Origin of the sequence: Xanthobacter autotrophicus (genome assembly GCF_030015065.1) — a bacterium.
GTDB lineage: Bacteria > Pseudomonadota > Alphaproteobacteria > Rhizobiales > Xanthobacteraceae > Xanthobacter > Xanthobacter autotrophicus_D.
In genome coordinates this window covers 17,434-41,860 of sequence record NZ_JAIVFN010000008.1, presented here as the reverse complement: position 1 = coordinate 41,860, position 24,427 = coordinate 17,434, and the positions used below count along the sequence as shown (strand labels likewise).

The following is a 24,427-nucleotide window of genomic DNA, read 5'->3' as shown; positions in this document are numbered from 1 at the left end:
GATCTCCATCGGCGTGCGACACGCGCGCACGCCAGCACTGCACGGCAGTGCGAAGGCTCTATATTTTGCGTAGAGTGCTTGAGGGGGCCGAAATAGGCATTGCGTATTCGCAATACCTGCCCTGTTCGTAGATCCGGGCAGCTATGCTTTTGCTGCAGTGGATCTGGCGCGCCGGTCGCAGTTGGGAGGGCGGCTTTCTTCGGCGACCCTGAACCTCAGGCGCCCCGGTAAGCCTTCAGATAATGCGTCTCGAACATCCGCTTCACCGTGTGGAGCGGCTTGAGGCGCGGCAGCGCGAGGTTGCGCTTCGGATCGCGGAACACCAGCATGCCGGCATCCAGCGTGTCGACGATGCAGATCAGCTCCGGCTTGAACACCGCCGTCGCCGGCTTGCCGGCCAGTTCCGCCGCCATGTTGCGCGCTGCGGCGACCGCCTGGAGATCCGCCTGATGGGCCTGCTTGGGCATCCAGTCGGGTCCGGGAAAGGAGCCGGCATCGCCGGCCACATAGACCCGATCGAGGCCCGGCACCGCGCAGGTTTCCTGCGCCGCGACGAAGCCGCCTGGGGAGGTGGGAAGGCAGCTTGCGTCAAGCCATGCAGGCCCGGTGAGGCCGGGCATGAACAGCGTGAGGTCGGCGGAAAAGGCCCCGCCCTCCGTCACCACCTTGTCCGGCTCGAAGCGCACCATCTTGTGGCCGAGGCGGGTCGCGATGCCGCGCCGCTCCATCTGCTTCAGCAGGCCGCTCACCGCCTTGGGGCCGAGCCGCTGGCCCGGCTGGGCCGAGGGGTTGAAGAAGACGAGGTCGATCTCATCCCGCCGTCCCTGCCGGCGCAGCAGCGTGTCCATGCCGAACAGGAATTCGAACATGGGCCCGCCCCGCACGGCCGAGGGTTCGGCCGGATTGGCGCCGAAGCCCACCGCGACGGTGCCGCTGGACAGGGCCGCGAGACGGTCGCGCACCGCTTCCGCCGCCGCGATGCCCTCGCAGGGAATGATGGCGTGCTCGATCCCCGGCAGTTTGCGGATATAGCGCCCGCCCGTGGCGATCAGCAGGACATCGTTGGCGACGGGGCCGGCGGAGGTCTCTACCGTGCGTCCCCCGTCGGTGACGGCCTCCACGCGCGCCTTCAGATGCCGCACCTGGTGCCGGGAGAAGAAGCCGGCCAGCGGGATCTTCAGGTCCTCCCCCCGGCGCAGGCCGGCGGGAATCCAGATGAGGCTCGGCAGGTAGGTGAGTTCGTCGCTTGGCGACACCACGGTGATATCGGCGGAAACGCCGCTGCGCCGCAGCTCGCGGATGGCGGTGAGGGCGGCGAAGCCGGACCCCAGGATGACGATGCGGGGGAGCGCGGTCATGACGCCACTACTCCGCCGGCTTCAGCCGGGACGCCGGCACTCCCGGCGCGCCTTCGGCCGGGCCGAAATCCCCGTCCACATCGGCGCCGAGTTCGGCGCGCCACGGCCGCCAGCGCTCCAGCAGCACCAGCACGACCACCAGCACGGCGGCAAAGCCCACCGACAGGACCGGATAGGAGACGCCGGTGAGGTCCATGAAGGTGAGCTTGCCCGGACCGCCGGTGAGCAGGAGCGGCGCAAGCGCCGGCTCGGCATAGCCGAAGGCGACGGCTCCGGCTATGCCGCCCACGAGGGTGAAGATCGCATCGCGATAGCCGGCGCCGATCTGCGCCAGCACCGTTCCGGGGCATGCCCCGGCGAGGGCGATGCCGATGCCCAGCACGAGGCCGCCCACGATGTCCGCGGCATAGAAGGTGGCCTTGGGGGCGAGCTTGATCAGGCCGAAGCCGTGCAGGGCGGCGAGCACCACGGCGCCGGTGGCGACCGCGGTGAGGAAGACCTTCAGCATGATGAAATTCTTTATCTGCATCTGGCCGACAATCATGCCCGGCTCGAACACGCGGGCTTTTTCCAGCGCGACGCCGAACACCACGCCCATGGCGAGGCCGGTGAGGATGGAAGTGAAAAGCGACATGGCGGTTCCTCGTCCTTGTGCGCGCGCCGTCAGATGCGGCGCAGCAGGAGGGTGGCGGCGGCGATGCCGCCCACGAACATGAAGGTGACGGCGATGGTGGAGGACACAGCCATCTGCGCCATGCCCGAAAGTCCGTGGCCAGAGGTGCAGCCGTCCGCCAGGCGTGCGCCGAACAGCATCAGGAAGCCGGCGCCGAAGGCCATGGCATAGCGAAGGGCCGGGCTCGATGTTCCCAAGGCCCGCGTCCAGATGGGGGAGATGGGCCTGCGGTGCGCACCCGACAGCTTCATGGAAAGGAACGCGCCGAGGGCGACGCCCGTCACCAGCGCCACCTGCCACCAGTTCTTGCCCGTGGCGGCCATGTGCTTGGCCACGTAGTCGATCTGGATGACGCCGGGATCGACCAGCGCAGCGATGAAGCCGCCGACCGTCACATAGGACGAGGACGCTCCGAGCGCGGTGGAGATCAGCAGGAAGGCCGGCACCTGAAGGAGGCCGATGGCGATGCCGGCGACATAAGGCGACCAGGCTTTCTGCTGGAACATCCCGGTTCGCCGGACCTGGGCTTGCGCCGGAACGATGTGCGCGGAGGCGGTCATGATATTGCTCCGTGGAGATGCCCACGTGTCGGAGGGCAAGATGCCTCAATGCCCGTCCGTCGCGTGTGATGAGCTCCGTTACATTCAATAACATTAAATTATAATATATGAATGTTTTAGGGCAAGAGGCATGTTGCCACTCCCGATCGGCATGCGCCGGGAAACGGCGGGCACCTCATACCAACGGCCCAGGTCTTTGACCGGTGCCGGGAGGGCATCTCAGGCGCGGCAGCGGGCTTGTACCTGCGGCCGACGAGTCAAACGCATCGGCCGCAGGTCTCAGTTCAGGTTTTTCAGCTTCTTGATGCCCAGCAGGCTCAGCGCTGCGTTTTCGTAGAAGGTCTCGCTCACGCCCTGGCGGATCTTGTGCAGGAAATACCGTTCGAAGCCCACCTTCGCAGCATGCACCCAGGCGCCCTGCGCCGACCAGTTCACGTTGCGCGGCGGGATCTGCGGCTGGGCGACGAAGGCGATGCCGCCGTCGCCGAAATCGGCGAGGCACACCGCGTTCCAGCTCGCCCGTGCGTGCGGCGCCTTGCCGGCCATGATCGCGATGATGTTCTCGGCGGTGGCGGTGACCATGGATTCGATCATGAAGCCGGTCTTCGGCACGCCCACCGGCAGCGGCGTCTTGCCCACCGGCGGGATGGCGACGCACACGCCCACCGCAAAGATGTTGGGGAAGGCGGGATTGCGCTGATGCTCGTCGATGAGGATGAAGCCGCGCGGGTTGGTCAGTCCCTCGATGCCCGCCACCGCCGGGACCCCGCGGAAGGCCGGCAGCACCATGGAAAAGGCGAACGGGAGGTCATGCGCCGTCTTCAGCGAGCCGTCCTCGTTCACTTCCTCCACCGCCATGCGGCCAGCCTCCACCTTGGCGATCCGGGCATTGGTGATCCATTTGATGTGGTGCTCGCGCAGCGCGCTTTCGAGCAGGCCCTTGGTGTCGCCGACTCCATCGAGGCCGAGGTGGCCCACATAGGGTTCGGGGGAAACGAAGGTCATGGGCACGCGGTCGCGTGTGCGCGCCTTGCGCAAGGCGGCGTCGAGGATGAAGGCGAACTCGTAGGCCGGTCCGAAGCAGGACGCGCCCGCCGCCGCGCCGATGACGACCGGCCCCGGCGTCTTCACCAGCGCGTCGAAGGCGAGCTTCGCCTGCGCCGCGTGGTCGGTCTGGCACACCGAATGGGTGTGGCCCTCCGGTCCGAGGCCGGGCACCTCGTCGAAGGCGAGATCCGGGCCCGTGGCGATGACCAGATAATCATAGTCGAGGAAGCTGCCGTCATTCAGCTCCAGCCGGCTTTCGTGCGCATGAAGGCGCCTTGCGCCTTCGGGCCTGAGGCCGATGCCGCGACCGGAGAAGACCTTCGTGAGATCGACGCTGATTTCCGATGCCGCGCGCCAGCCGACAGCCACCCATGGATTGGATGGCACGAAAGTATAGGTGGCCCCTTTATTGACCACCATGACTTCATCTTTTGGTCCGACTTTCTCCTTCAACTCGTAGGCCATTATGACTCCGCCGAGACCGGCGCCGAGAATGACAATGCGGGACACTGGGCTTCCTCCATATCTTGATTTTGCGGGGCGTCATGTGTGCGCCCTTCTCGTTGTTCGCGGCCTGTTGCGGCCGACGGTCTGGGATGATCTGCGCCATCCACTGGCATGCGTGGCGCGCCTGACAGCGCAACCGCCCTGCGGCCTTTGCCGTCTCTGGTCCCGAGACTACATTCAGAAATTATAAATTCAAGATATAGAATGTAAATCGATGCGTCGGTCAGGACCCGTTAGGCTGCTCTAACGGAGCGCTCTATGACGGCTCCATGCCTGCCCGGGCGAAGCGGGCCTGCCGGCGGAGATGCAGCTGAGATAGCGGACTACCTCTCGGGCGCGCCAGCGCATCAGGGAGGCCTGCGACGGCGGATTGGGGCGCCAGCCGGTGTGAAGCAACGCTTACTTCGCCATGTGGATGGCGGGACTTTCCGCATTCATGCCTCGCTGCGGATCTGGCGGCGCACCTCGTCGGCCAGCGGATGCAGCAGGCCGGGCGCCACCGCTCCGACGAGGCTGTAGCCGAGGCCATCGTCGGCCCAGGTGTAGCCGTTGATCCCATCCTGAACGTGCGGCGCCACCGGCATGTCCCGGCCGTTGGTCATCGGCCGTGCGAACATGACCAGCCGGTTCCCCTTGTCGTCGTCATACATGAACAGCGCCGCGGGTCCGTGCTCGGTGGCGACGACACGCCCGCCCATGAGGCGGTAGCCGGAAGAGGCAAGGTCGGGAATGGCCACCGGCCGGCCGAGGCGGCGCGAGGTCCAGGCGACGAGCTGCGCCCGGTTCTCGGCACGGATCTCCACCGGCCGCGCCTGGTCGGGCGCAAAGACCGCGTAGCTCGCCGCTGCCTCCCGTCCAAGCGCCTGCAGCCCACCGGAGGGAGCAACGCCCATGCCGCGCAGGGACCACCCGCCAGCCGCACCGACACCCAGCAGCAGGATGGCGGCCGCGGCCATGGCCCAGCGGGGCGTGCCGGCGGGTCGCCGCCGGGCCTCGATCATGCGCGCGAGCGAGAGCTGCGGCGGCAACGGCTCCTCCACGACCGGCGCGAAGGCGACGCGCAGCAGGTCGCGCTCGGCGCGATGGGCGGCGATCCTTTCCGCCATCTCGGGGTGGGTTTCGAGATAGGCGACGACTTCGGCGCGGCGCTCGGCGTCGAGGGCCTCGTCCACATAGGCGTTGAGGTCGTCTTCGGCGATCGGGCGGGTGGTCATTTCACTCTCCGCAGGTGCGGGTGGGCAGTTTCCGGCCTCGAATTGTCGGATATGGCCTTGTGCAGACGCTCGCGTGCCCGCGACAGACGCGACATGACCGTGCCGATCGGCACGTCGAGCACCCGTGCCGCCTCGGCATAGGAGAGTTCCTCGACGCAGACCAGCAGCAGCACCGTGCGCTGCTCGTCCGGCAGTCGCGACAGGGCGGAAACGAGATCGCGGTAGCGCAGGCTGTCTTCCTGCGCCGCCGGGTTGGCGAGATCGCCCTCCCCCACGTCCTCGACCGCCACCGGGCGCGGCCGGTTCGCCGCCCGTCGCAGCCGCGTCATGGCGAGGTTGTGCAGGATGGCGAAGATCCAGGCACGCGGCTCCCTGTCGGCGCGGCGCTGGTGCCAGCGGCCGATGGCCCGCTCCAGGCAGTCCTGCACCAGATCGTCGGCCGCCGCGCGATCCCGCAGCAGCGCGCGCGCATAGCGCCGCAGCGCGGGAATGAGCGGTTCGATCAGACGCACCATCTCGGTCATCGGGGCGATCCCATGGAGGCCGGGCCGAGGGCCGCCTTTCTGCCGCACGAATGCGGTGGGAAAGGCGGCCCTGCGCGTCAGTTGATCGTCTGGCGCTGCACCACGGCACCGGGCTGGCTGGCAGTGCCCTCCGCGATGACCAGGTAGCGCCGCGCCGCCGTCGCGTCGCTCTGCACGATCTGGCGGATCTGGCCGGTGGCGTTGACGATGGCGGAGCCCGCCGGGTTGGTCATGAAGGCCGAGAGCGGCTCCAGCGCGCCCTTGCCGTCCGGCTGGCCGGCGAGCGCCAGCACGTAGGGCTTCTTCGGCTCGAGCCCGGTCACCGAGGCCTGCAGGATCTGGATCAGGCCCTGGTCGAACAGCGAGACGCTGGTCGGCGCCTTGCCCTCTCCCTTGCCGGCCGCCCGGCCGAGGGTGAGGTGCGCCGTCTGTCCCGCCACGCCGAGCGGCTGGAGACCCGCGGTGCCGTCGCCATCCGGCACCGCGCCGGGCACGTAGTTGACCGCCTGCGGCGCCTGGCCGATCGGAATGGTGGCGACCACCGTGTTGGTCAGCGTGTCGATGGCCGCGAGCGCATCGGCATTCTCGAGCCCGACATAGACCCGCGATCCGTCGCCCGATGGCCAGATGCCGTGGGGGAGATTGCCGACCGGAATGGTCGCGACCTGCGTGAAGTCGTCGGTGCGGAACACCTTGATCTCGTTCAGCCCGCCGACCGTCACATAGGCAAAGGTGCCGTTGGCGTTGCGGGCGAAGTTGACGTGGTTGGTGATCGGTCCGGTGTCGATGGTCCTGATGACGTCAAAGGGCGGGCGGGCGTTGAACACCTGCGTCTTGCCGATGTCCTTCAGCGTGAACCAGACCTGCTTGCCGTCCGGCGTCGCCGCGATGTTCGGGCAGAACGGGCTCTCCTGCTTCACCCGGGCCACGACCTGATGGTCGACGACGCTGATGACCTCGATCTCGGGCGTGAAGGACGAGCAGACATAGCCGTATTTTCCGTCCGGCGAGAAGATCTGCATGCCGGGACCGTTCGGCACCTTGATGCGGGTCTTCTCCTCGTAGCTCTGCGCGTCGAGCACGGCGATATAATCCTCGCCGCGCACCGTCACCCACACCTCCTTGCCGTCGGGCGTGAAGAACGCCTCGTGCAGCGAGCGGCCGACATAGGTGGTGTGCCTCACCTTGTTGGTGGCGGTGTCCACGAAGGTCACCGCGTTGGAGCCGATCGAGACCACGGCGATGGTCGTGCGGTCGGGCGAGAAGCCCATGCCGTGCACCAGCACCTGGCCCTTGTAGAGCGGGCTGAAATTGCCCGGCTGCGGATCGCCGAGGCGGATGACGCCGAGCAGCCGGTTGGTGGCCGGATTGGTGACGGAGATGGTATTGGAGAACTGCTCGGCAGCGTAGACGCGGTCGCGGCCGCTCAGCGGGATGTCGGGGGCCGAGGCGGCGAAGGGCGCCTGCCCGGCCAGGGCGGGCACCGCGCAGGCGAGCATGGCGCTCGCCAGCAGGCCGGTCAGGAGACGGGTCTTCATCGGTGGGCTCCTATTTCATCGACATCGGGATGGCTGGGGACATGCCGCCGTGGGACATGCCGCCGTGGGCGGAATGATCGTGGACGGGGCCTGCGGCACCCGCCGAACCGGCGGTTGCCGCAGGCCCGGGCTGGGTCGGCGCCGGTGCGGAGGGCGGCAAAGGCTGGCCGAGGGCGAGGCGCATGGCAGCGATCTCCTGCTGCTGCTCGACCACGATCTCCTGCGCGAGGCGCCGCAGTTGCTCGTTCCGGCCGTAGCGCAGATAGGCGACCGCCATGTCCACGGCGCCCTGGTGGTGCGGGATCATCATCGCGGCGAAATCGACATCGACATCGCCCGTCGGGGCGACGTCCATGTCCGCCATCATCTTGTCCATCGCCGCCGCGTTCTCGGCGAGGAACGGCGCTTCGTCGATGGGCCGGGCGGTTGCCGAGCCGACCGGAGCGGCATCTTGTGCCTGCGTGGCGGCGGTCCCCGCGGTGCACGCCGCGGCAAGGGCGATCAGGCCGATGGCGAGGGATGGAGCGCGAATGCGCATGACGGTCTCCTCCGGTGTAACGGCGCCTTCAGGAGGGGGACTCCGCCGGGCGGCCTTTATTCCAAAGCGGCACGAATCTTTCCGGCGCGCCCGGAGCGATCCGCAAAGGCGGCTCCTGGACGGGTGCGGAAAAAAGCGCGGGGCGAGGGAATAAAGCGCGGCGGCGGCGCGTCTCCCTCGCATCCCTTCCACGAGAGGAGCCGCCCCGCTGGTCCTCGCCGCCTTCTGCGCCACGGCAGCTGTCGCCGGTCCCGCCGAGGACCTCGCCCGGTCGCGCATCGACGCCGTCGCCGGCGGCGATCTCGCCGCCGTCACCAGCGCCTACCACTACTTTGGCAGAATCAGATTGGTGGCCGCCCGATAGTCATTCGGCAGTGGGGGCATGTTTGTGCAGGTGATGCCGAGGAGAGTGCCCTGACGACGGCTCTGCGGACCTGAGGCAGGGTCGGTCTCGGCGGTCCCCGTCGCAGGCTTTTTTCTCCGGTGGCCTGTTCCAGGCGCCGGTGCTGGAGGAAGGCATAGGCGATCATGGTCATCAGGGCATGGCGGTGGAGGCCGCGCCAGGACCGGCCCTCGAAGTGGTCGAGGCCCAGTTCCTCCTTCATCTGCTGATGGGCCTGCTCGCAGACCCAGCGCGCCTTGATGGCGGTGGCGAGCTTGGTGAGAGAGGCTCCGGCCGGCAGGTTGGAGAGATAGTATTTGCGCTCGCCCGAAGACCGCCACTCGCCCACTACCCAGGCCTCTTCCCCCGGCATGTGCTGCTGGCCCTTGTCATGGATGCGCTGGGCAGGCGCGTGCGCGAGCCGCTCTTGTTCTCCTCATCCAGCGCGCCGGCGGCGGGGGACTGCTGGGTCTTGCCGATGAGGGCGGCCAGCTCCGGATTTTCGAAGTCATGCACCGAGGACGGCAGCATGATCGTGCCGCCGCCGGCCAGCTCCCGCAGGCTGGTGATGAACTTGCCGTAGAGCTGCTGGGTCAGGACGCTGCGGCCGCAAGACTGCGGTAGCGTCCGGCAGTGCCGTCACCGCCCTCGGCGGCGACGATGGCGACGCCGGTGGCGAAGACGCCGAGGGTGCGCTGGAAAGCGGGCGTGTCGAAGGCGTCTGTCGTGTTGGCCGACATGGGGCGATGTCCGCTTAATTAGATTTGTAACAAAGCTATTATGGGGAGGCGATGGACGTTTGGGCCCTTGCCGCCTATGAAGCGCGATCAGGATATGTCCGTGTCGGCGGAAGGCGGGTCCGGGCCATGGCCTGCTGGCCGGCATCGCGCCCGCCGCCGGCACGATCAGGGAGCGCCCGCATGCCGCAATCGACGCCCAACGTCCGCAGGCGACTGCCTTTGACCGCCTCGCGTGCGGCCCTGCTGGTGAACGGATCGGACCTCGAATTCCGCGAGCTGGTGCACAACATGCTGGCGTTCGCCGCCGCCATCCAGGAGGTGCGCAACCGGCTGGGCGGCCTCATCGGCCTGTCGGGGACGCAATATACGATCCTCAACTCCATCGCGCGGCTCAGCCGCAGCGCGCCGGATCTGGGGGTCAACGCGCTGGCCGAGCACCTGCATCTGTCGGGGGCGTTCGTGACCATCGAGGTCAACAAGCTGGTCCAGGCCGGCCTCGTCACCAAGACGCCGAACCCGGACGACCGCCGCCGCGTGGTGCTGGCCGTGACCGGGGAGGCCGACCGCCGCCTCGCCGAGCTGACACGGGTTCAGGTGCCGGCCAACGACGCCCTGTTCGAGCCGCTCTCCGCGAGCGACTTCAAGGCGCTGCGCGCCATCATCGCCAAGCTGGCGGGCACCGGGGAGCGCACCTTGAGCCTCATCGACTATCTCGCCCCGGACGGCACGCTGGAGACCGCCGCCGAGCGCCTGCCGCCGGTGGTGTGAGCGTCGCGGCGGCCCGCGGGCGGGGCGCCGGCCTTCGAGCCGGATTCGCTTGATCGGCGGCGACTTCAGATCTGCAGCCGGGCTTTCATGGCGCCGCCGGGGCGCACCTCGACCACGCGGCCGTCGCTCATCTCCACGATGCGGTCGAAGATGTCCGACCAGCGCGGATCGTGGGTGACCACGCACACCGCCACCCGGTGCACGTCGGCCAGGGTGCGGAACACCTCCATCACCTGCCGCCCGCGCGAGCCGTCCAGCGCCGCCGTGGGCTCGTCCGCCAGCAGCAGCACCGGGTCGTTGGCCAGCGCCCGCGCGATGGACACGCGCTGCTGCTCGCCGCCGGACAATTGGGAAGGGTAATTGTTCTCGCGGTGGTCGAGGCCGAACTGGGCCAGCAGCTCCCGCGCCCGCGCCTTCGCCTGCTTCGGCCGAACGTCGTTGATCTCGAGGGCGATCTGCACGTTCTCCACGGCGGTGAGGAAGGGGATCAGGTTCGCCTTCTGGAAGATGAAGCCCACATGGGTGCGGCGGAAGTCGCGCAGGTTGTTGAGGCGGGTCGAGGCGTTGGCGATGGGCTGGTCGCGGAAGTGGACGGTGCCGGTGGTCGGCGGCTCGAGCAGGCCGGCGATCATCAGGAAGGTGGTCTTGCCCGAGCCGGAGGGGCCGACGATGCCGGTGAGCTCGCCGGACTTCAGCGCCAGCGTCATGTCGGTGAGCGCCTTGACCTCGTTGGCGCCGGACAGATAGGTCTTGCTGGCGCCCCGCACCTCCATCACCACATGGCTGGGCCAGAATTGCGCGGTCACGCCAAGACCTCCTGCGCCCGGACCTGCATCGCCCGCCGGATCGCGAACCAGCTCGCGCCGAGGCTGATCACCAGAAGCGCCACGCCGATGCCGGCGAGGTCCTCCGGCACCAGCAGCACGGTGCGGGGAAAGTGCGGATAGAGCGTGAAGGAGATGAACAGGGCCACCGAGAAGCCCAGCGCGGCGATCCACAGGGCCTGCTGCACGATCAGGCCGATGATGACCCGGTCGCGGGCGCCGATGAGCTTCAAGAGCGCGATCTGGTTGATCTTCTCCAGTGTCAGCATGTAGATCGTGAGCGCGATGATGGAGCCCGCCACCAGCAGGGTCATGGCGGTGAAGGCGAGGATCTGCACCCGAAGCCGCCACAGCCGCCCGTCGAGCAGCATGGAGCGCTCCTCCTCCTGCGTCAGCACCTCCACATCGCCCCAGGCCTTCATCTGCGCCTTCACCACCTCGGGGTCGGCATTGGGCTTCAGCTCCACCATCACCGCCGCCAGCGCGCCGCCGTCGCCGAGGCCCATGCGCGAGCGCCCCTTGGCAAGGCGGTTCAGCAGGATCGCCTCGGAGGGCAGCACCCGGTTGATGGCCTGCGAGTCCGGAATGGTGACGAAGAACATGCCGTCGCCGCCCATGTCCACCTGTCCCTTGGTGAGGCCCACCACGGTGTAGTCGTCATGGCCGAGGCGAACCACGTCGCCCACCAAGAGGCCGGTGGACTGGTCGGCGATGGCCTCGTAGCGGGTGGAGCGGAACAGCCGGCCGTCGATGAGCGGGATCCAGCTGCCGGAATCCTTGGGGTAGTCGACGCCGGTGACGGCGAGGCGCACGCTCTTGCCGTCGATAATATATTGCTGGTTGTACTGGATGAAGCGGCGGGTCGAGGCGACCCCCGGCACGCCCTCCACCCGGCGGTCGAGGCTGGAAGGCACCGCGGAGGTCTCGGCGAAGGGGCCGGAGCGCCCGCCCTCCACCACCCACAGGTCGGCGCCGATGTCGTTGATGATGAGCAGGGCCTCGTGGACGATGCCGCGATAAAGGCCGATCATGCCCATGGTGGCGCCAAGCAGCAGTCCGATGCCCACCGCCGTGAGGGCGAAGCGCAGCATCGAGAACCGCATGTCCTTGACGGCGATGTTCATCGCCTCAGCCTCCGCACTCCGCCTGAAGCACGCGCCGCTCAGCTTGCGATGCAAGCAGATCGGCCCGTGCTCTAGGGCACCTCGACGCCGAGATCGATCGGCTCGAAAGAATAGCGCCCGGCCGGCGCCAGTACGATGTCGCCGGCCTTGAGGCCGCGCGTCACCTCGATGTTGGCGCCGCTCGTATAGCCGAGGGCGAGGGGGGTCCAGGCCGCCCGGCCGGACTGCGCCACCCAGACGCCGGCGCGTCCGTCGCGGCGGGTGACGAAGGCTTCCGGCACGCCGATGGCCACCGCCGGCGACTGCGCCTCCACCGCCACGTTGGCCCGCTGGCCGATGGCCCAGGCCTCGGGCAACTCGTCGAGGGTGATGTCGGCGGTGAACTCGCGGGTCTCCTGGTCCACCTGCCGCGACAGGCGCAGTACCCGCCCGGTCCATTGCCGCGACGGATCGGAGGCGAAGCGGATGCGCGCCGGCTGGCCCGGCTTGATGGCGGAGCGGGCGGATTCGTCGAAGCGAGCGGAAATGATGATGGTGGACAGCTCCACCACCTGCATCAGGTTGGCGCCGGGCAGCAGCAGGTCGCCGGGATTGCGCTCGCGGGAGATGACCACGCCGTCGAGAGGGGCGGTGATGGTGGCCTCGGCGAGCTTGGCCTCCAGCACCTTCACGTTGGCCTGCTGGGCCAGAAGCTGTGCCCTGGCCCGCTCGATGCCGGCCTCGGCGCGCGCCATCTCCGCCTCGGCCTGCTTGAAGGCGCTTTCCGCATTGGTCAGCTCGGCCGGGGAAATGACGTTGGTGCGGGCGAGGACGGTGCGCCGGTCGAACTCGATCTTCGCCTTGTCGAAGGCGGCCTGGGCGCGGGACCGCTCGCTCTCGGCCTCGTTGATGCTGCGGGCGGCGGCGCTGGCCTCCGCCTCGGAGACGGCGAGCTGGTTGATGAGGTCCACGGATTCCAGCCGCGCCAGCACCTGCCCGCGCTTGACGGAATCGTTGCGGTCCACCTCGATGGACTTCAGGAAGCCCTGGATGCGGCTCGTCACCACCACGCGGTTGATGGCGTCGAGCAGGCCCGGCCCGTTGATCTCGAGGCTCATGGGGCGAGCCTGCACCCGGTGCCAGGCGGCGGTGCGCGGCACCACGTACCAGTAGCCGATCAGCGCCCCCGCCAGCACGGCGAGGGAGAGCACGATGGCGAGACGGCGCCAGCCTGCGGAATAATCCGTCTCGGCGAGGGAGGGGGGCAGGGGCTGCGGCTTCACCGCCCCCGCTCCTCGGTCGGAGGGCCTCCAGCCGGCGCGGCGCTGCGGGCCGTTCTCACGCTTTCTCCTCCGCGTCGGTGTCCACTATGGCTTCGCAGCCGTCGGGGCCGACGCCCAGGCGATCGAGCACGTCCCTCACGAGGTCCAGTCCTTCCGCAGCGGTCAGCGCCGTGGTGTCGTAGCCGAGGCGGTAGGAGAGGCCCTCGGCGCTCTGGAAGGAGCGCAGGTCGATCTCGTTGATGGCGTAGCGGAGCAGCTTGGCCGAGAGCGGCGCCACCTTGATGACGCCGAGGTCGAGCTCCTCGGTCTTGCCCTGCCGCTGGAGCGCGGAGGTGGTGGCCCCCCGGGCGAAGCGGTCCGGCGTCTGCATGCCGCTGACGAAGAGCGCGAGGTAGGAGCCCCGGGCCACCAGGTCGTCGTGCAGGTCGCCGTCGAGGAAGCAGAACTCGAACGGAGTGTAGACCAGGGCCCGGTTGAGCTGCTCCGACAGCGACACGCCGAGCGCGTCGAGGTCGGCCACGGCCCCGCCGGGGGCGCGCAGCAGGGTCGAGCCGTGCACCCAGCCCACGAAGTTGGTGAGCCGGCGGTCGGTCCGCATGGCCGCCGGGATGTTGAGGATCACGTCCTCCACGCCGCCGCGCACGGCGACGGCCTGGGCGACGGCCGCATTGAGGAGCGAGGTCTCGGTGATGCCGATCCGGCGGGCACGGGCCTGCACCCGTTCCTGCCCGGCGGCGTTCAGGAAGGCGAAGATCTCGCCGCCCGGACCCGCCTGGGTGCGGTCGAGGTTGGGCACGAGGCCCTTCGCCTTGCGGCCGAAATTCGGCAGAGGCGGCGGGTTGGCCCCGTACAGCTCGCGCACATAGGCCTCGCGCTCGGCCATGAAGACGGGGTCCGTCGCCCGGTCGAACTCGTTGACATATTGCTCGACGGTGATTTCGGGGGGTGGCAGCGGAATGCCCAGGAAGGCCTGGAACACCTCCTCCACGAACACGCCGAGCGCCCAGCCGTCGAAGATGAGGTGATGGCCCTGCGCCACCACCACGTCGCCGTCTTCGCCGCCGCGCAGCACGGTGACGCGGTAGGGCGCCTCCGTGAAGGGATCGAGCGGGGCATCGAGCAGGGCGGACAGGCGCGCCTGCACGGCCGCCGTATCGGCGCCGGGCATCTCCTCCACCACCAGGGGCGGCTCGCCGCACGGCAGGATGAGGGCGCGGGGCTGCCCGTCATCGCCGGCCACGAAGCGGGTGCGCAGCGATTCCTGCCGCTCCTCCACCAGCTTGAGGGCCCGGCGCAGGCGGTCGATGTCGGCGCGGGGCGCGATGCGGAAGGCGCGGCCGATGGACCAGAACACCCGGTAGGCGTGGTTGGTCCCCGGCTTCATCAGGGAGCGCAGCACGTTGTGCTGCTTGACGGAGAGCGGCACCGGCCGCTCGCCCGAGGGGGTCAGGCCCGTCACCGCGGGAGCCGGGACGTCGGCCGCCGGGGTCGGTGGCGCGGCCGCCGCGCGGCGCACCGTTCCGGTGGCGCCGTGCCACGTGGGGGTGCCGATCGTCGCCGGGGTGCCGGCGAGCGCGGACACCGCGGCGGCGAAGTCCGCGAGGAGGGCGCGCCCGGTCTCCATCGGGAACGCGGCGGTGTCGAGGGCGAGCCTCAGGGTCAGGCCGCCGCCGTCCGCCACCGCATCGAGCCGCAGCTCGTTGAACGGGTCGCTGAACGTCGCCAGCGGGGCGGTGATGCCGAGCGCGGCAGCCCGCGCCGCGCCGTCGGCATCGAGGTAGGAGAAGCCCACCTGGCGCAGCGCCGCGCCGGCGGTGTTGAGGCGTTCCGCCAGCAGGGCTTCCACCGCCGCCGTATCAAGCGCGCGGTGGTTGCGCGCCGCCACGAGGCGCTGGCGCGCCCGTCGCAGCAGCCGGTCGGCGGTGGCGTCGAGCTGGTCGAGCAGCACCGGGACGGCGCTCGCCACCGGTCCGATCAGGCCGGCGGGGGCGTCGCGCCGGGCCGGGTCGTGGCATTCCACCACCACCCGGTCGAGGTGGGTGCCGGCGACGAGGGCACGGCCCAGCGCGGCGAGGAGAAGCACCTCCTGGTCCGGCGCGGACAAAGCACCGAAGCCGGGGAGGGCCAGCGTGGCGTCGAAATGGCCCACCGGCCCGCGGTTGAGGCCGAAGCCGGCCGGGGCCGGCGCCAGGGTGCGGCCGGGGGTCGGCAGGGCCGCCGGCGGGGTGCGTAGCACTTCCTTCCAGAAGGCCATGTGCCCGGCCTGCACCACCGAGCCCTCGGCTGGCCGTTCCATCGCCGCGAAGGCGGTGAAGGGCGTGTCGGGCGCGGGGGCCGACGTGGCCGCGGCCACGAGGGCGGCGAGGGCGAGATGGGGCGAGAGCGCGTCCGCCGCCGCACGGTGGGCCCGCGCATGGAGGGTGAGCGCGCCATCCGCCGCCTTGGAGACGCCGAAGCGCCACAGCGGCCCCGGCTGGCTGATCGGGGCAAGGCCCGAGGGGTCGGTGACCCATTCGAGGTCGGGGGCCTCGCCCACCACGATCTCGCGCGCGGCCGTGGCGGTGAGCCTCAAGGCATCCTCGGCCAGGGCGAGGGCGGCGAGCGCCTGCGCCAGCGTCTCGAAACCGAGCGCGGGATCGACGGGGCGCGAGGCCGCCACTTCCAGGGCCGCCCGGGCGACCGGGGAGGTCATGGGCTTCGCGCCGAGGGCGAGCAGCGTCTCCTGCCGCACCAGCGGGCGGAACACCGGTCCGCCCGCCGTTCCGCCGGCGCTGCCGTCGCCGCTGGCGAGCGCTGCGGCGCTGGCGGCGCGAGCCTTCTGGGTAGCCTCGAAGGTGGCGGCCACCACGCCGGACAGGCCGGTGACGGTGGGCGTCTGCAGGAATTTGGCCACGGGGATGTTCACATCCACATGGGCCTCGATGCGGTTCTTCAGTTCGAACGAGGACAGGGAGTCGAGGCCGAGTTCTGACAGCCGGCGGTCGGCTGGGATGTCGTTGGGCGACACCTTGAGCACCTTGGCCACCTCGCCGCGGATGAGGTCCGCCAGCATGCCGTCCCACGCCTCGCGCGGGGCGGCGAGCAACTCGGCCTGGATGCGCGAGCGGCCACCCGTGCGCTGGGCCAGCAGCGGCTTGACGCGGGCGGTCCCGGCGGTGCGCGCCAGGGCCCGCGAGATGGCGGCCCAGTCGGCCCGGGCGAAGCCGAGATTCTCGTCCGCGGCGCGCAGCAGCGTGCCGAGCGAGGCGGCGGCCTCCGTGTCCGGCACCGGCTTCATGCCGATGCTCTCCAGATAATTGCCGAGTGCCTCGGAGCGCGCCACGAAGCCCGAACCGGCGATGGAGCCCCAGGCCGCCGCCGAGCCGGCGAGGCCGCGTCCCCTGCGGTAGGAGCCCATGCCGTTGAGCACCGAATTGGCCGCCGTGTAGTTGGCCTGGCCGGGGCTGCCGATGACCTGCGCCAGCGAGGAGAAGCTGACGAAGAAGTCGAGGTCGGCGCCGTGTTTGGTCACCGCGCGGTGGAGGCTCCAGGCGCCGCCCGCCTTGGGGCGGATGACACGGGAGATCTGGCCGGCGTCGAGCTGGCTGAGGAAGCCGTCCTGGATCACCGCCGCGCCGTGGACGATGCCCTTGAGCGGCTTGTCGGACCTGGCGTGGGCGGCGATCAGCGCGTCCACGGCATCCGGATCGGTGACATCGAGGGCGACGGGAACCACCTGCGTCCCCCGCGCCGCGATGGCGGCGATGACCGGCTCGGACTCGGCATCCGGGGTGCCGTTGCGGCCGCACAGCAGGAGGCGGCCGGCGCCCTGGCGGCTGAGGAAGTCCGCCACCGCCACGCCGAAGCCGCGCAGGCCGCCGGTGACGAGATAGCTTGCCTCGCCCGAGAAGCGCATGGGCTGGGAGAGATCGACCTCCACCTCGATGGCGGGCTCGTCGAAGGTGAGCACCACCTTGCCGATGTGCTGCGCCTTGGAGAACATGCGCATGGCCTCCGCCGCCCGGGACACCGGGAAGCGGGTGGCGACGATGGGGCGGTAAAGGCCCTGCGCCACCTTTGCTTCCACTGCCCGCAGCAGCGACGACAGGCGCGCCGGGCGCTCGTCGGCAATGGTGGAGAGATCAATCACCGCATAGGTATTGTTGTAATAGAGCGACTTCAGCCCGATGGGCTTGTCCTGGGCGAGGTCGCGCTTGCCGATCTCCACGAAGCGGCCGAAGGGCGCGAGGCATTCGAGGCCCTTGTCGATGCCGGCGCCCGACAGGGCGTTCAGCACGACGTCCACGCCCCGCCCGCCGGTGGCGGCCCGCACCCCCTCGGCAAATTCGAGGCTGCGCGAGTTCATCACGTGCTCGATGCCGAGGTCGCGCAGGAAGGAGCGCTTGGCGTCCGAGCCCGCCGAGGCGAGGATTTCGGAGCCGATGTCGCGCGCCACCTGGATGGCCGCGAGGCCCACGCCGCCGGTGGCGAGATGCACCAGCACCTTCTCGTCGGCCTCGAGGCGGCCAATGTCCACCAGCGAATAATGGGCGGTCATGAAGGCGGCCGGCAGGGTCGCGGCGTCTTCCAGCGCCACGTCGTCGGGCACGTGCATGAGGAAGCGGGCATCGGCGGCGGCGAACCGGCGCAGGAAGCCCTTGCCCATGCCCATCACCCGGTCGCCCGGCTTGAAGCCGGTGACGCCCTCGCCGGCCGCGCGCACGGTACCGGCGAATTCGAGGCCGAGATTGCGCCACCAGGCGCCCTCGCCCTCGGCCTCGTCGGGCAGGATGCCGGTGGCGGCCATGATGTCGCGGAAATTGAGGCCCACGGCGGCCACTTCCACCACCGCCTCGCCCGCCTTCGGGGTCGGGTACGGGCACTCGCGCAGCACCACGTTGTCGATGAGGCCGGGGCTGGTCATGGTGACCGAGAAATTGGCCTCGTCCCTGTCCTTGGCGATGGTGCGGCGGAGCGGCGCGAGGCCGCCGAGCGGACCCTGCCTGAGGCGCGGCACGGTGCGTTCCGTCCCGCGCAGGATGATCTCCGCCTCGTCGCTGTCCTCCAGCACCGCCTGGGCGAGGGCCATGCCCTCGCTGAAGGCGGCGGCGTCCGCGTCCACATGGCGGACGGCGAATTCCGGGCATTCGTTGGCCAGCGTCCGCGACAGGCCGAGCAGCGCGGAATCCGCGAGGCCTTCGGTGGCCATCGGCGCGTCGCCGGGGATGGCGCGGCTGGCGCGGCCGATCACCACCACCGCCGGCCGGTGGGCGGCGGTGCGCAGGCGGTCCATCACCTGGCCTACCGTGACGAGGCCGAACGAGGCCTCCTCCACCGCCGCCACCAGGCGATCGGTGGACAGCTCCGCCTCCGGGCCGAGTTCGACCCCGGCGGTGGCGGCATAGACGATGCCGGCAAGGCCTTCGGGCGCGGCGAGCCGCTGCTCGATCAACCGGGTGGCGTCCTCCGCCTGCATGGCGGTGAAGATGTCCGGCGCCAGCGTCTCCACGGTGGCGCCCGACGCCACGAGCGCGCTGGCCAGCGGCTCCGTCGCCGCCGGATCGCCCGACAGAACCAGCCAGCGGCCGAGCCGCGCCGGGGTGTCGGGCTTCGCCGCCGCCGCCTCGAACGTCTCCTCGATCACCACGGATCCGCCGTCCGTGGCGTTCGCCTTCAGGGCGCCGAGGGTCTTGACCTTGAGGTTCTCCACCGCGATCAGCGGCGTGCCGTCCAGCGCGTAGACGCGGTAGATGCCGGTGTCGTCGGCGGGATCAGTGAAGAATTCGCAGATGACTTCCGGCGGCAGGGGGCCGGCCACCATCACCTTGCGGATGCCCACGGGCAGCATGAGCTTGTACTGGCCGGCGACGCTGTCCTCCTCGGGCAGCGGCTCGCCGGGGACCCACAGGCCCAGCTCCACGTCTTCCACCACGAGGCCGGACTGGAGCACGCTGTCGAACAGGCCGGGGAAGGCAATGAAGCCGTCGCGCCTGGCCGCTTCCGTGCTCGACAGGCGCGCCACCGCATGCCGCGGCCCCGCGAGCCACAGGGCGTCCACCGCCTGGAAGGTGGGGCCGTAATCCAGCCCGTGGCGCGAGGTGAGGCGATAGAAGTCCTCGCGCTCGATGGCGGGCCTGCCCTGGAAGATGGCGGGGTCGAAGCGGGCGGGGGGCAGGGTGAAGGCGTGCTGCCAGCCATAGGCCTCCACGCGCAGCCGCCAGTCCTCGTCGGTGTCGCGCTTCATGGAGGAGATGCGCAGCCGGCAGGTGACGGGATCATAGGAGGTGCGGATCAGCACCGCATCGTCGCCGCTGATGGACAGGGCGTCGTAGATGCGGAAGTCGCGCAGCTCCACCGGCGCCTCGCCGAACAGCTCGCGCAGGGCGCCGGCCATCATCTCCACATAACCGACGGTGGGGAACAGGCAGTCCCCGCCCGGCCGGTGGTCGGCGAGATATTTCAGGCTCTTGAGGGTAATCTCGTTGGTCCAGGCCGGCTCCGGCCCGGTCTCGCGCCAGCCGAGCAGGGGGTGGCGATTGCCTTCGAACAGGAACTGCCGCGCCTCCAGCGGCATCTGCACCAGGCGCTCGTTGACCCACGGCCTGCGGGGCAGGGCCAGATGCTCCTTGGCGTGCTCCTCGGCGCCGGCTTCGGTCTCGCTCCAGTCGAAGGCCACGCCGTTCACGTAAAGGCCCGCCATGGAGCGGGCCATCACGAGGCGGTCGTCACCCTGCCGCTCCAGCGAGGACACGGCCACCACGGAGGCGTTGCGCTCCTGGGCGATGCCGTGGATCAGCGGCGTGACGGTGCGGTGCGGGCCGAGCTCGAGGAAGGCGTCGATGCCGAGATCAAGGCAGAAGTCGATGGCCTTCTTGTAGTTCACCGGCTGGCGCAGGTTCTGCCACCAGTATTCGGTGTCGAAGCAGGTCTCCAGCACGCCGGTGACGGTGGAGACGATGGGGAAGGACGGCGGCTTCCAGGAAATCTCGCCGAGGCCTTCGCGGAAATAGGCCTCGCAATCGTCGAGATGGGGCGAATGCCAGCCGAAGTCCATGGTGAGGCGGCGGGCGGTGACGTCCGGATAGAGCCGCTTGACCTCTTCGAGCAGCGCCACCACCGGCGCTTCCATGCCGGAGATGGTCTGGGCCGTGGGGCCGTTGAAGGCGGCGACCACCACGCTGCCGTCGCCGGGCAGCAGGGGCGCGAGCTGGTCGTAGGTGATACCCAGCGTGGCCATGGCGCCGCGCCGGGTGCTCTGGTGGGGGATGAGGCCGCGGTGATAGATGATCCGGGCGCAGGTATCGAGGTCGATGCAGCCGGCGATATGGGTCGCCGCCACCTCGCCGAAGCTGTGGCCCACCAGCAGTTCCGGCGTGAGCCCGCGCTCGCGCCACATGTGGTAGAGGCCCACCTGGTTGGTGAAGATGGCGGCCTGGGTCACGTCCGCGTCGTTGATGCGGGTGGTGGCCTCGTCGCGGGTGATCTCCTCGATCACCGACCAGCCGGTATGGGGCTTCAGCGCCTCGTCGAAGGTGTCGACGAAGGCGCGGTAGGTCTTGTCCTCGGTGAGCAGCTTGCGGGCCATGGCCCACCACTGGCCGCCCTGGCCCGAGAAGGTGAAGGCGAGGCGCCGCGGCCTGGCGCGGCCGGTGATGATGTAGGGCGCGATGGCCTCGTTGGCCGGCGCGTCGGCGCCGAGCGCGAGGGTGCGCAGCTTGAGCGGAAGGTCCTGCGCCTCGGTGTCGGCGAGGATCGCGGCCCGTTCGGTGAGATGGTCGCGGCCGGTCCGGAGCGCTGTCGACAGGGTCTCGTAGGGCACGGCGCCGAGGGGTCCGCCCTCGTCCACCGCGTCGGCCAGCTCCTCCGCCCACAAGGCGAGGCCGGCCTTGCCATTGGCCGACAGCGGGATGAACACCGGCCCGTCGGACGGCGCCGGCCGGGCCCGCTTCTCCGCGCGGGTGCGCTTGCCGCCGCGCCAGCTCTCCACCGCCACCGAGGCGTTGGTGCCGCCGAAGCCGAACGAGTTCACCACCGCGAGGCGCACATCGTGCTCGCCGGCATAGGGGGTGGCTTCCACCGGCACGGAGAGGCCGAGCGCGTCGAACGGAATGGTCGGGTTCGGCCGCTCGAAATTGAGGTTCGGCGGCACGATGCCGTGATGGGTGGACAGCACGATCTTGATCAGCCCGGCGATGCCGGAAGCGGATTCCAGATGGCCGAGATTGGGCTTGAAGGAGCCCACCAGCACCGGGCGGTCAACACGGCCGGCGCCGAACACGCGGCCGATGGCGCTGGCCTCGATGGGGTCGCCCACCGGCGTGCCGGTGCCGTGCGCCTCCACATAGCCCACGTCCTCGGGGTCCATGGCGGTCTGGGCCACCAGGCTTTCCAGCATGGCGGTCTGGGCCGCGTCGCTCGGGGCGGTGAGGGTCGGGGTGCGCCCGTCCTGGTTCACGGCCGAGCCGCGGATCACCGCATAGATGCGATCGCCGTCCGCGACCGCGCGGGCGAGCGGCTTCAGCATCACGAGGCCGCAGCCCTCGCCGCGCACGAAGCCGTCGGCGCGGGCGTCGAAGGTGTAGATCCGGCCCGTGGCCGACAGCATGTTGGCGCTGGAGAAGGCGACGAACGGGCCGGGGTCCAGCATCATGTTGACGCCGCCGGCCATGGCCACGTCGCAGGTGCCCATGGCGAGGTGGCGCACGGCCTGGTCCACCGCCACCAGGGCCGACGAGCAGGCGGTGTCGAGCGCCATGCTCGGCCCCTTCAGGTCAAGCCGGTGCGAGATGCGGTTGGCCGCAATGGAATAGGCCGAGCCGGTGCCGGCGAAGATGTCGGTGGCGACGCGCCGGTAGCGCTGGCTGTAGCTGAAGTCCGAGGTGGAGATGCCGACGAAGACGCCGGTGCGCTGGCGTTGCAGCGCACGCAGGGGTACGCCCGAATCCTCGATGGCCTCGTAGGCCACCTGCAGCAGCAGACGCTGCTGGGGATCCATGGACATGACCTCGCGCGGGGCCATGTCGAAGAAGGCGGGATCGAAGTTGAAGACGTCCCCGGACAAGAATCCGCCCCACTTGGAATAGGAGCGCCCGGCACTTTCGGGGTCTGGGTCATAATAATTGTAAACGTTCCAGCGATCCGCGGGTATCTCCCGGATGCCGCAACGCTTGCCGAGAAGGAAGGACCAATAGCCTTCCGCACTCGCGATACCACCTGGAAAACGACAGCCGATTCCGATGACTGCGACAGCTTCGGGTTCCCCACCAAGGCCGTTTCCGACCGCCCGTGCCTCGCCGTCCAGAAGATCCAAGCTATCCATGGGAAGCGCCCTCTTCCGCAAGATTGCCGCACCGCAACCTATGCGGAGAGTCGCGGATCTGTCACCTGATTTCTTCCGACTCTGCGAAAAATGACAGTAAACGTCGGTACGTTATGGTGTTAGAGGCACTATTGTACCGATCTATGCTTGCGCTTTTCATCTCTTCGGAAATGTAGGTTTTCCGACAGATGCGGCCGGATACGGCCTGGCTCGTGCTGCGTTGCATCTCATGGTTGGCACCGCGCGGCCAGGCCGTTCGCCTCTCAGCGGGCGTCTTCCTCGCCGGCGAGAAGGACCAGGTCGCTCAGGGAGAAGCGCGCGAAGTCGGGCAGGGTGCCCGGGGCCAGGATGGAGGCATCCGAGTGGAGCGCGAGGGTCCACAGCGCCTCCGCCACGATGCGGCTGCCCACCGGGCCGAGATGCCGTCCGGCAGGCCCGTCCGGATCGCCGGCCTCGGCGAGGATGTAGAACCACAGGGGCGTCGCCTCGCAGAAGGGCAGGGCGGCGACGCGCTGGTGGTCGGGCAGGGCGGCGAGCAGGGTGTCGTCCCGGAGCGGACGCAGGCCGAGATGCCGCGCCACCGCCTGCCCGGTCGGCAGGCCGAGGCGGAAGCCGCGCAGCAGGTGATGGGACGCCACCGCCTCCGCGCTCTCGGGCGCGCCGGCGATGTGGGTGTCGAGCCGCCGCGCCCGCTGCGGGGCATCGGCGGCCAGCGGCAGGAAGCCGTCCCAGGCGATCACGTGGTGCTCCGGCAGGGTGTCCGGCCCGTCGCGCCCGCCCGCCAGCACGCTGCGCGTCGCCAGCGCGCTGCGCTCGATGTTGCGGAAATTGCCGTTGTAGTCGTAGCTGGCGCGGCGCATGACCGGCGCCAGCACCAGCGCGGCGGCGGACAGCTCCACCGGCATGAACAGCGCGGCGGGCCGCTCCACGCGCCACAGGCGCGGGCTCTCGTCCATCACATCTTCGAGAACGTCCGGCGCCACCAGCTTGGGCAGGAGGTCGAACAGCACCATCCACTGGAAGCGCCGCCGGAGCGCGCGCCGGGCCGCCTCGAACGACAGGCCGGAGGCGATGAGGGCATTGTGCGCCTTCAGGAAGGCGACGTGCATCTGGCCGAGGATCAGGTGCTCGTCATTGCGGGGATCGCTCATGCGGGGCGCGCGGTCGCGGCCGGGCTCCGGGCTGCGGGGGTGCCGCGGCAGGTCGTTGCGCTCCCCGGCGCGTGGCGGGCGGGCATGGGGGCAGCCCTGGGGCTTCGGCGACAGCGGGCCGACCAGCATGCGGCGCACCGTCTCGGGGTCCCGCGGGGCGTCATAGACGCTGTCGAGGTCGAGCCCGCCCGAGCGCCGGTTCAGCAGCCCCGAAAGCGACGGCAGCGGCGCGAAGGCCTCCGGCCCCGGGCGCTCCTCGTCCGGCGCGCGGCGTTCCCATACCAGATCATTGCGCAGGAACTCGACGAGATAGGTATAGGCGGCCGGCAGGTCGCTGTCGCCCGCCGAGCGGGTGCGCGGCGGCGGCAGGGCGCCCGGGGGCTCGGCCATGGACGCGGCAAGGCGGGTGAGGGCCTTCAGCGTGCCCGGCTCCGGCGCCAGGCGATGGGCCGGTCCGGTGAGGGCGGGAAACATGAAGCCGAAGCCGTGATCGGCAGGACGGGCGCCCGATTCCAGGGCCAGGGCGCGCACGCGCTCCCCGATGGCCTCGCGGAGCGATGGGCGCGCCTCCTCTCCCCCCACACACATTTCCATGGACCTCTCAAGTGTCATGCTGGTTCCGATGCCTGAGCCGCTTCCCGCATAGGGCAGCATGGAGCCCCAAGGGGCAGCATCCCGCGAATGGGGGATGACCGCGACATTGGCCGTCTTGCAGCCTGAGGTGGTTGTGCAATGCTGCAGTCAGGAGCACGCGCCGGTTCGCCTGCATCGCAGGCGGGTCGGGTCACGCGGTCTCATTCAACAGGTTGAGGGGCGCATTCGCGGCCCGGGTTGGTGCAACCCGGCGGGATGCGGCCCGGGAGCGTGACCGCTCCGGCGACTGTGGCATCGGGTGGCGCAGGCAAGCCTGCCACCCTCG

Annotated in this window: 16 protein-coding genes and 1 pseudogene; 1 reads left to right on the top strand and 16 read right to left on the bottom strand. The window is 69.8% G+C overall.

Annotated features, from left to right (window positions below; translation table 11 throughout):
• Positions 1-215: 215 nt before the first annotated feature.
• The 11 genes and pseudogenes from K9U40_RS03550 to K9U40_RS03500 form a co-directional block, all read right to left on the bottom strand.
• Positions 216-1,358: an NAD(P)/FAD-dependent oxidoreductase gene (locus tag K9U40_RS03550; RefSeq protein ID WP_282888838.1), complete on the bottom strand. Its 1,143-nt coding sequence runs from the start codon at positions 1,356-1,358 to the stop codon at positions 216-218.
• A gap of 7 nt (positions 1,359-1,365) precedes the next feature.
• Complete coding sequence (locus K9U40_RS03545) at positions 1,366-1,992, bottom strand: YeeE/YedE thiosulfate transporter family protein (protein WP_282888837.1); 627 nt, start codon at positions 1,990-1,992, stop codon at positions 1,366-1,368.
• 29 nt (positions 1,993-2,021) lie between these two features.
• Entirely contained in the window at positions 2,022-2,591 is a 570-nt protein-coding gene (locus tag K9U40_RS03540; protein ID WP_282888836.1) for a YeeE/YedE thiosulfate transporter family protein, read from the bottom strand.
• A gap of 279 nt (positions 2,592-2,870) precedes the next feature.
• A complete protein-coding gene (locus K9U40_RS03535) occupies positions 2,871-4,148 on the bottom strand; it encodes an NAD(P)/FAD-dependent oxidoreductase (RefSeq protein WP_282888835.1) in 1,278 nt (425 codons plus the stop codon).
• Between the two features lie 431 nt (positions 4,149-4,579).
• Positions 4,580-5,359 carry an anti-sigma factor family protein gene (locus tag K9U40_RS03530; protein ID WP_282888834.1) on the bottom strand — a complete coding sequence of 260 codons (780 nt, stop codon included), beginning with the start codon at positions 5,357-5,359 and terminating at the stop codon, positions 4,580-4,582.
• The gene (locus K9U40_RS03525; protein WP_282888833.1) at positions 5,356-5,883 is read right to left on the bottom strand and encodes a sigma-70 family RNA polymerase sigma factor; all 528 of its coding nucleotides are present in this window, start codon (positions 5,881-5,883) and stop codon (positions 5,356-5,358) included. The genes K9U40_RS03530 and K9U40_RS03525 overlap by 4 nt, the downstream gene beginning before the upstream one ends.
• A 77-nt stretch (positions 5,884-5,960) precedes the next feature.
• Positions 5,961-7,421 carry a YncE family protein gene (locus K9U40_RS03520; protein ID WP_282888832.1) on the bottom strand — a complete coding sequence of 487 codons (1,461 nt, stop codon included), beginning with the start codon at positions 7,419-7,421 and terminating at the stop codon, positions 5,961-5,963.
• 10 nt (positions 7,422-7,431) lie between these two features.
• Positions 7,432-7,959 (bottom strand): DUF305 domain-containing protein, encoded by a 528-nt coding sequence (locus K9U40_RS03515; protein ID WP_282888831.1) that lies wholly within the window; start codon positions 7,957-7,959, stop codon positions 7,432-7,434.
• 327 nt (positions 7,960-8,286) lie between these two features.
• Positions 8,287-8,765 (bottom strand): annotated as a pseudogene (locus K9U40_RS03510) (transposase); the annotation flags it as partial.
• A complete protein-coding gene (locus tag K9U40_RS03505; protein ID WP_282888859.1) occupies positions 8,690-8,893 on the bottom strand; it encodes a hypothetical protein in 204 nt (67 codons plus the stop codon). The pseudogene K9U40_RS03510 and the gene K9U40_RS03505, both read right to left, overlap by 76 nt.
• Positions 8,894-8,934: 41 nt before the next feature.
• Positions 8,935-9,081: a hypothetical protein gene (locus K9U40_RS03500; protein WP_282888830.1), complete on the bottom strand. Its 147-nt coding sequence runs from the start codon at positions 9,079-9,081 to the stop codon at positions 8,935-8,937.
• Positions 9,082-9,261: 180 nt separating this feature from the next.
• Between K9U40_RS03500 and K9U40_RS03495 the strand changes: the two genes are divergently transcribed.
• Positions 9,262-9,849 carry a MarR family winged helix-turn-helix transcriptional regulator gene (locus K9U40_RS03495; protein WP_282888829.1) on the top strand — a complete coding sequence of 196 codons (588 nt, stop codon included), beginning with the start codon at positions 9,262-9,264 and terminating at the stop codon, positions 9,847-9,849.
• A 65-nt stretch (positions 9,850-9,914) separates the two neighbouring features.
• On the opposite strand, the gene K9U40_RS03490 is transcribed toward K9U40_RS03495, so the two are convergent.
• From K9U40_RS03490 to K9U40_RS03470, 5 genes are all read right to left on the bottom strand, one after another.
• Complete coding sequence (locus tag K9U40_RS03490) at positions 9,915-10,655, bottom strand: ABC transporter ATP-binding protein (protein ID WP_282888828.1); 741 nt, start codon at positions 10,653-10,655, stop codon at positions 9,915-9,917.
• On the bottom strand, positions 10,652-11,797 hold the full coding sequence (locus tag K9U40_RS03485; protein WP_282888827.1) for an ABC transporter permease: 1,146 nt from the start codon (positions 11,795-11,797) through the stop codon (positions 10,652-10,654). Before K9U40_RS03485 ends, K9U40_RS03490 begins: the two co-directional genes overlap by 4 nt.
• A gap of 71 nt (positions 11,798-11,868) precedes the next feature.
• Positions 11,869-13,059 (bottom strand): efflux RND transporter periplasmic adaptor subunit, encoded by a 1,191-nt coding sequence (locus K9U40_RS03480; protein WP_282888826.1) that lies wholly within the window; start codon positions 13,057-13,059, stop codon positions 11,869-11,871.
• A gap of 55 nt (positions 13,060-13,114) precedes the next feature.
• Entirely contained in the window at positions 13,115-22,357 is a 9,243-nt protein-coding gene (locus K9U40_RS03475) for a type I polyketide synthase (protein ID WP_282888825.1), read from the bottom strand.
• A 263-nt stretch (positions 22,358-22,620) separates the two neighbouring features.
• On the bottom strand, positions 22,621-24,102 hold the full coding sequence (locus tag K9U40_RS03470; protein ID WP_282888824.1) for a hypothetical protein: 1,482 nt from the start codon (positions 24,100-24,102) through the stop codon (positions 22,621-22,623).
• Positions 24,103-24,427 lie beyond the last annotated feature (325 nt).

What these genes read in the sequence shown, in the direction of transcription:
- K9U40_RS03525 (WP_282888833.1), bottom strand. Translation starts at nt 5,883, where the DNA reads ATGACCGAGATGGTGCGTCTGATCGAACCGCTCATTCCCGCGCTGCGG.
- K9U40_RS03470 (WP_282888824.1), bottom strand. Translation starts at nt 24,102, where the DNA reads ATGGAAATGTGTGTGGGGGGAGAGGAGGCGCGCCCATCGCTCCGCGAG.
- K9U40_RS03515 (WP_282888831.1), bottom strand. Translation starts at nt 7,959, where the DNA reads ATGCGCATTCGCGCTCCATCCCTCGCCATCGGCCTGATCGCCCTTGCC.
- K9U40_RS03545 (WP_282888837.1), bottom strand. Translation starts at nt 1,992, where the DNA reads ATGTCGCTTTTCACTTCCATCCTCACCGGCCTCGCCATGGGCGTGGTG.
- K9U40_RS03530 (WP_282888834.1), bottom strand. Translation starts at nt 5,359, where the DNA reads ATGACCACCCGCCCGATCGCCGAAGACGACCTCAACGCCTATGTGGAC.
- K9U40_RS03475 (WP_282888825.1), bottom strand. Translation starts at nt 22,357, where the DNA reads ATGGATAGCTTGGATCTTCTGGACGGCGAGGCACGGGCGGTCGGAAAC.
- K9U40_RS03495 (WP_282888829.1), top strand. Translation starts at nt 9,262, where the DNA reads ATGCCGCAATCGACGCCCAACGTCCGCAGGCGACTGCCTTTGACCGCC.
- K9U40_RS03550 (WP_282888838.1), bottom strand. Translation starts at nt 1,358, where the DNA reads ATGACCGCGCTCCCCCGCATCGTCATCCTGGGGTCCGGCTTCGCCGCC.
- K9U40_RS03485 (WP_282888827.1), bottom strand. Translation starts at nt 11,797, where the DNA reads ATGAACATCGCCGTCAAGGACATGCGGTTCTCGATGCTGCGCTTCGCC.
- K9U40_RS03540 (WP_282888836.1), bottom strand. Translation starts at nt 2,591, where the DNA reads ATGACCGCCTCCGCGCACATCGTTCCGGCGCAAGCCCAGGTCCGGCGA.
- K9U40_RS03520 (WP_282888832.1), bottom strand. Translation starts at nt 7,421, where the DNA reads ATGAAGACCCGTCTCCTGACCGGCCTGCTGGCGAGCGCCATGCTCGCC.
- K9U40_RS03500 (WP_282888830.1), bottom strand. Translation starts at nt 9,081, where the DNA reads ATGTCGGCCAACACGACAGACGCCTTCGACACGCCCGCTTTCCAGCGC.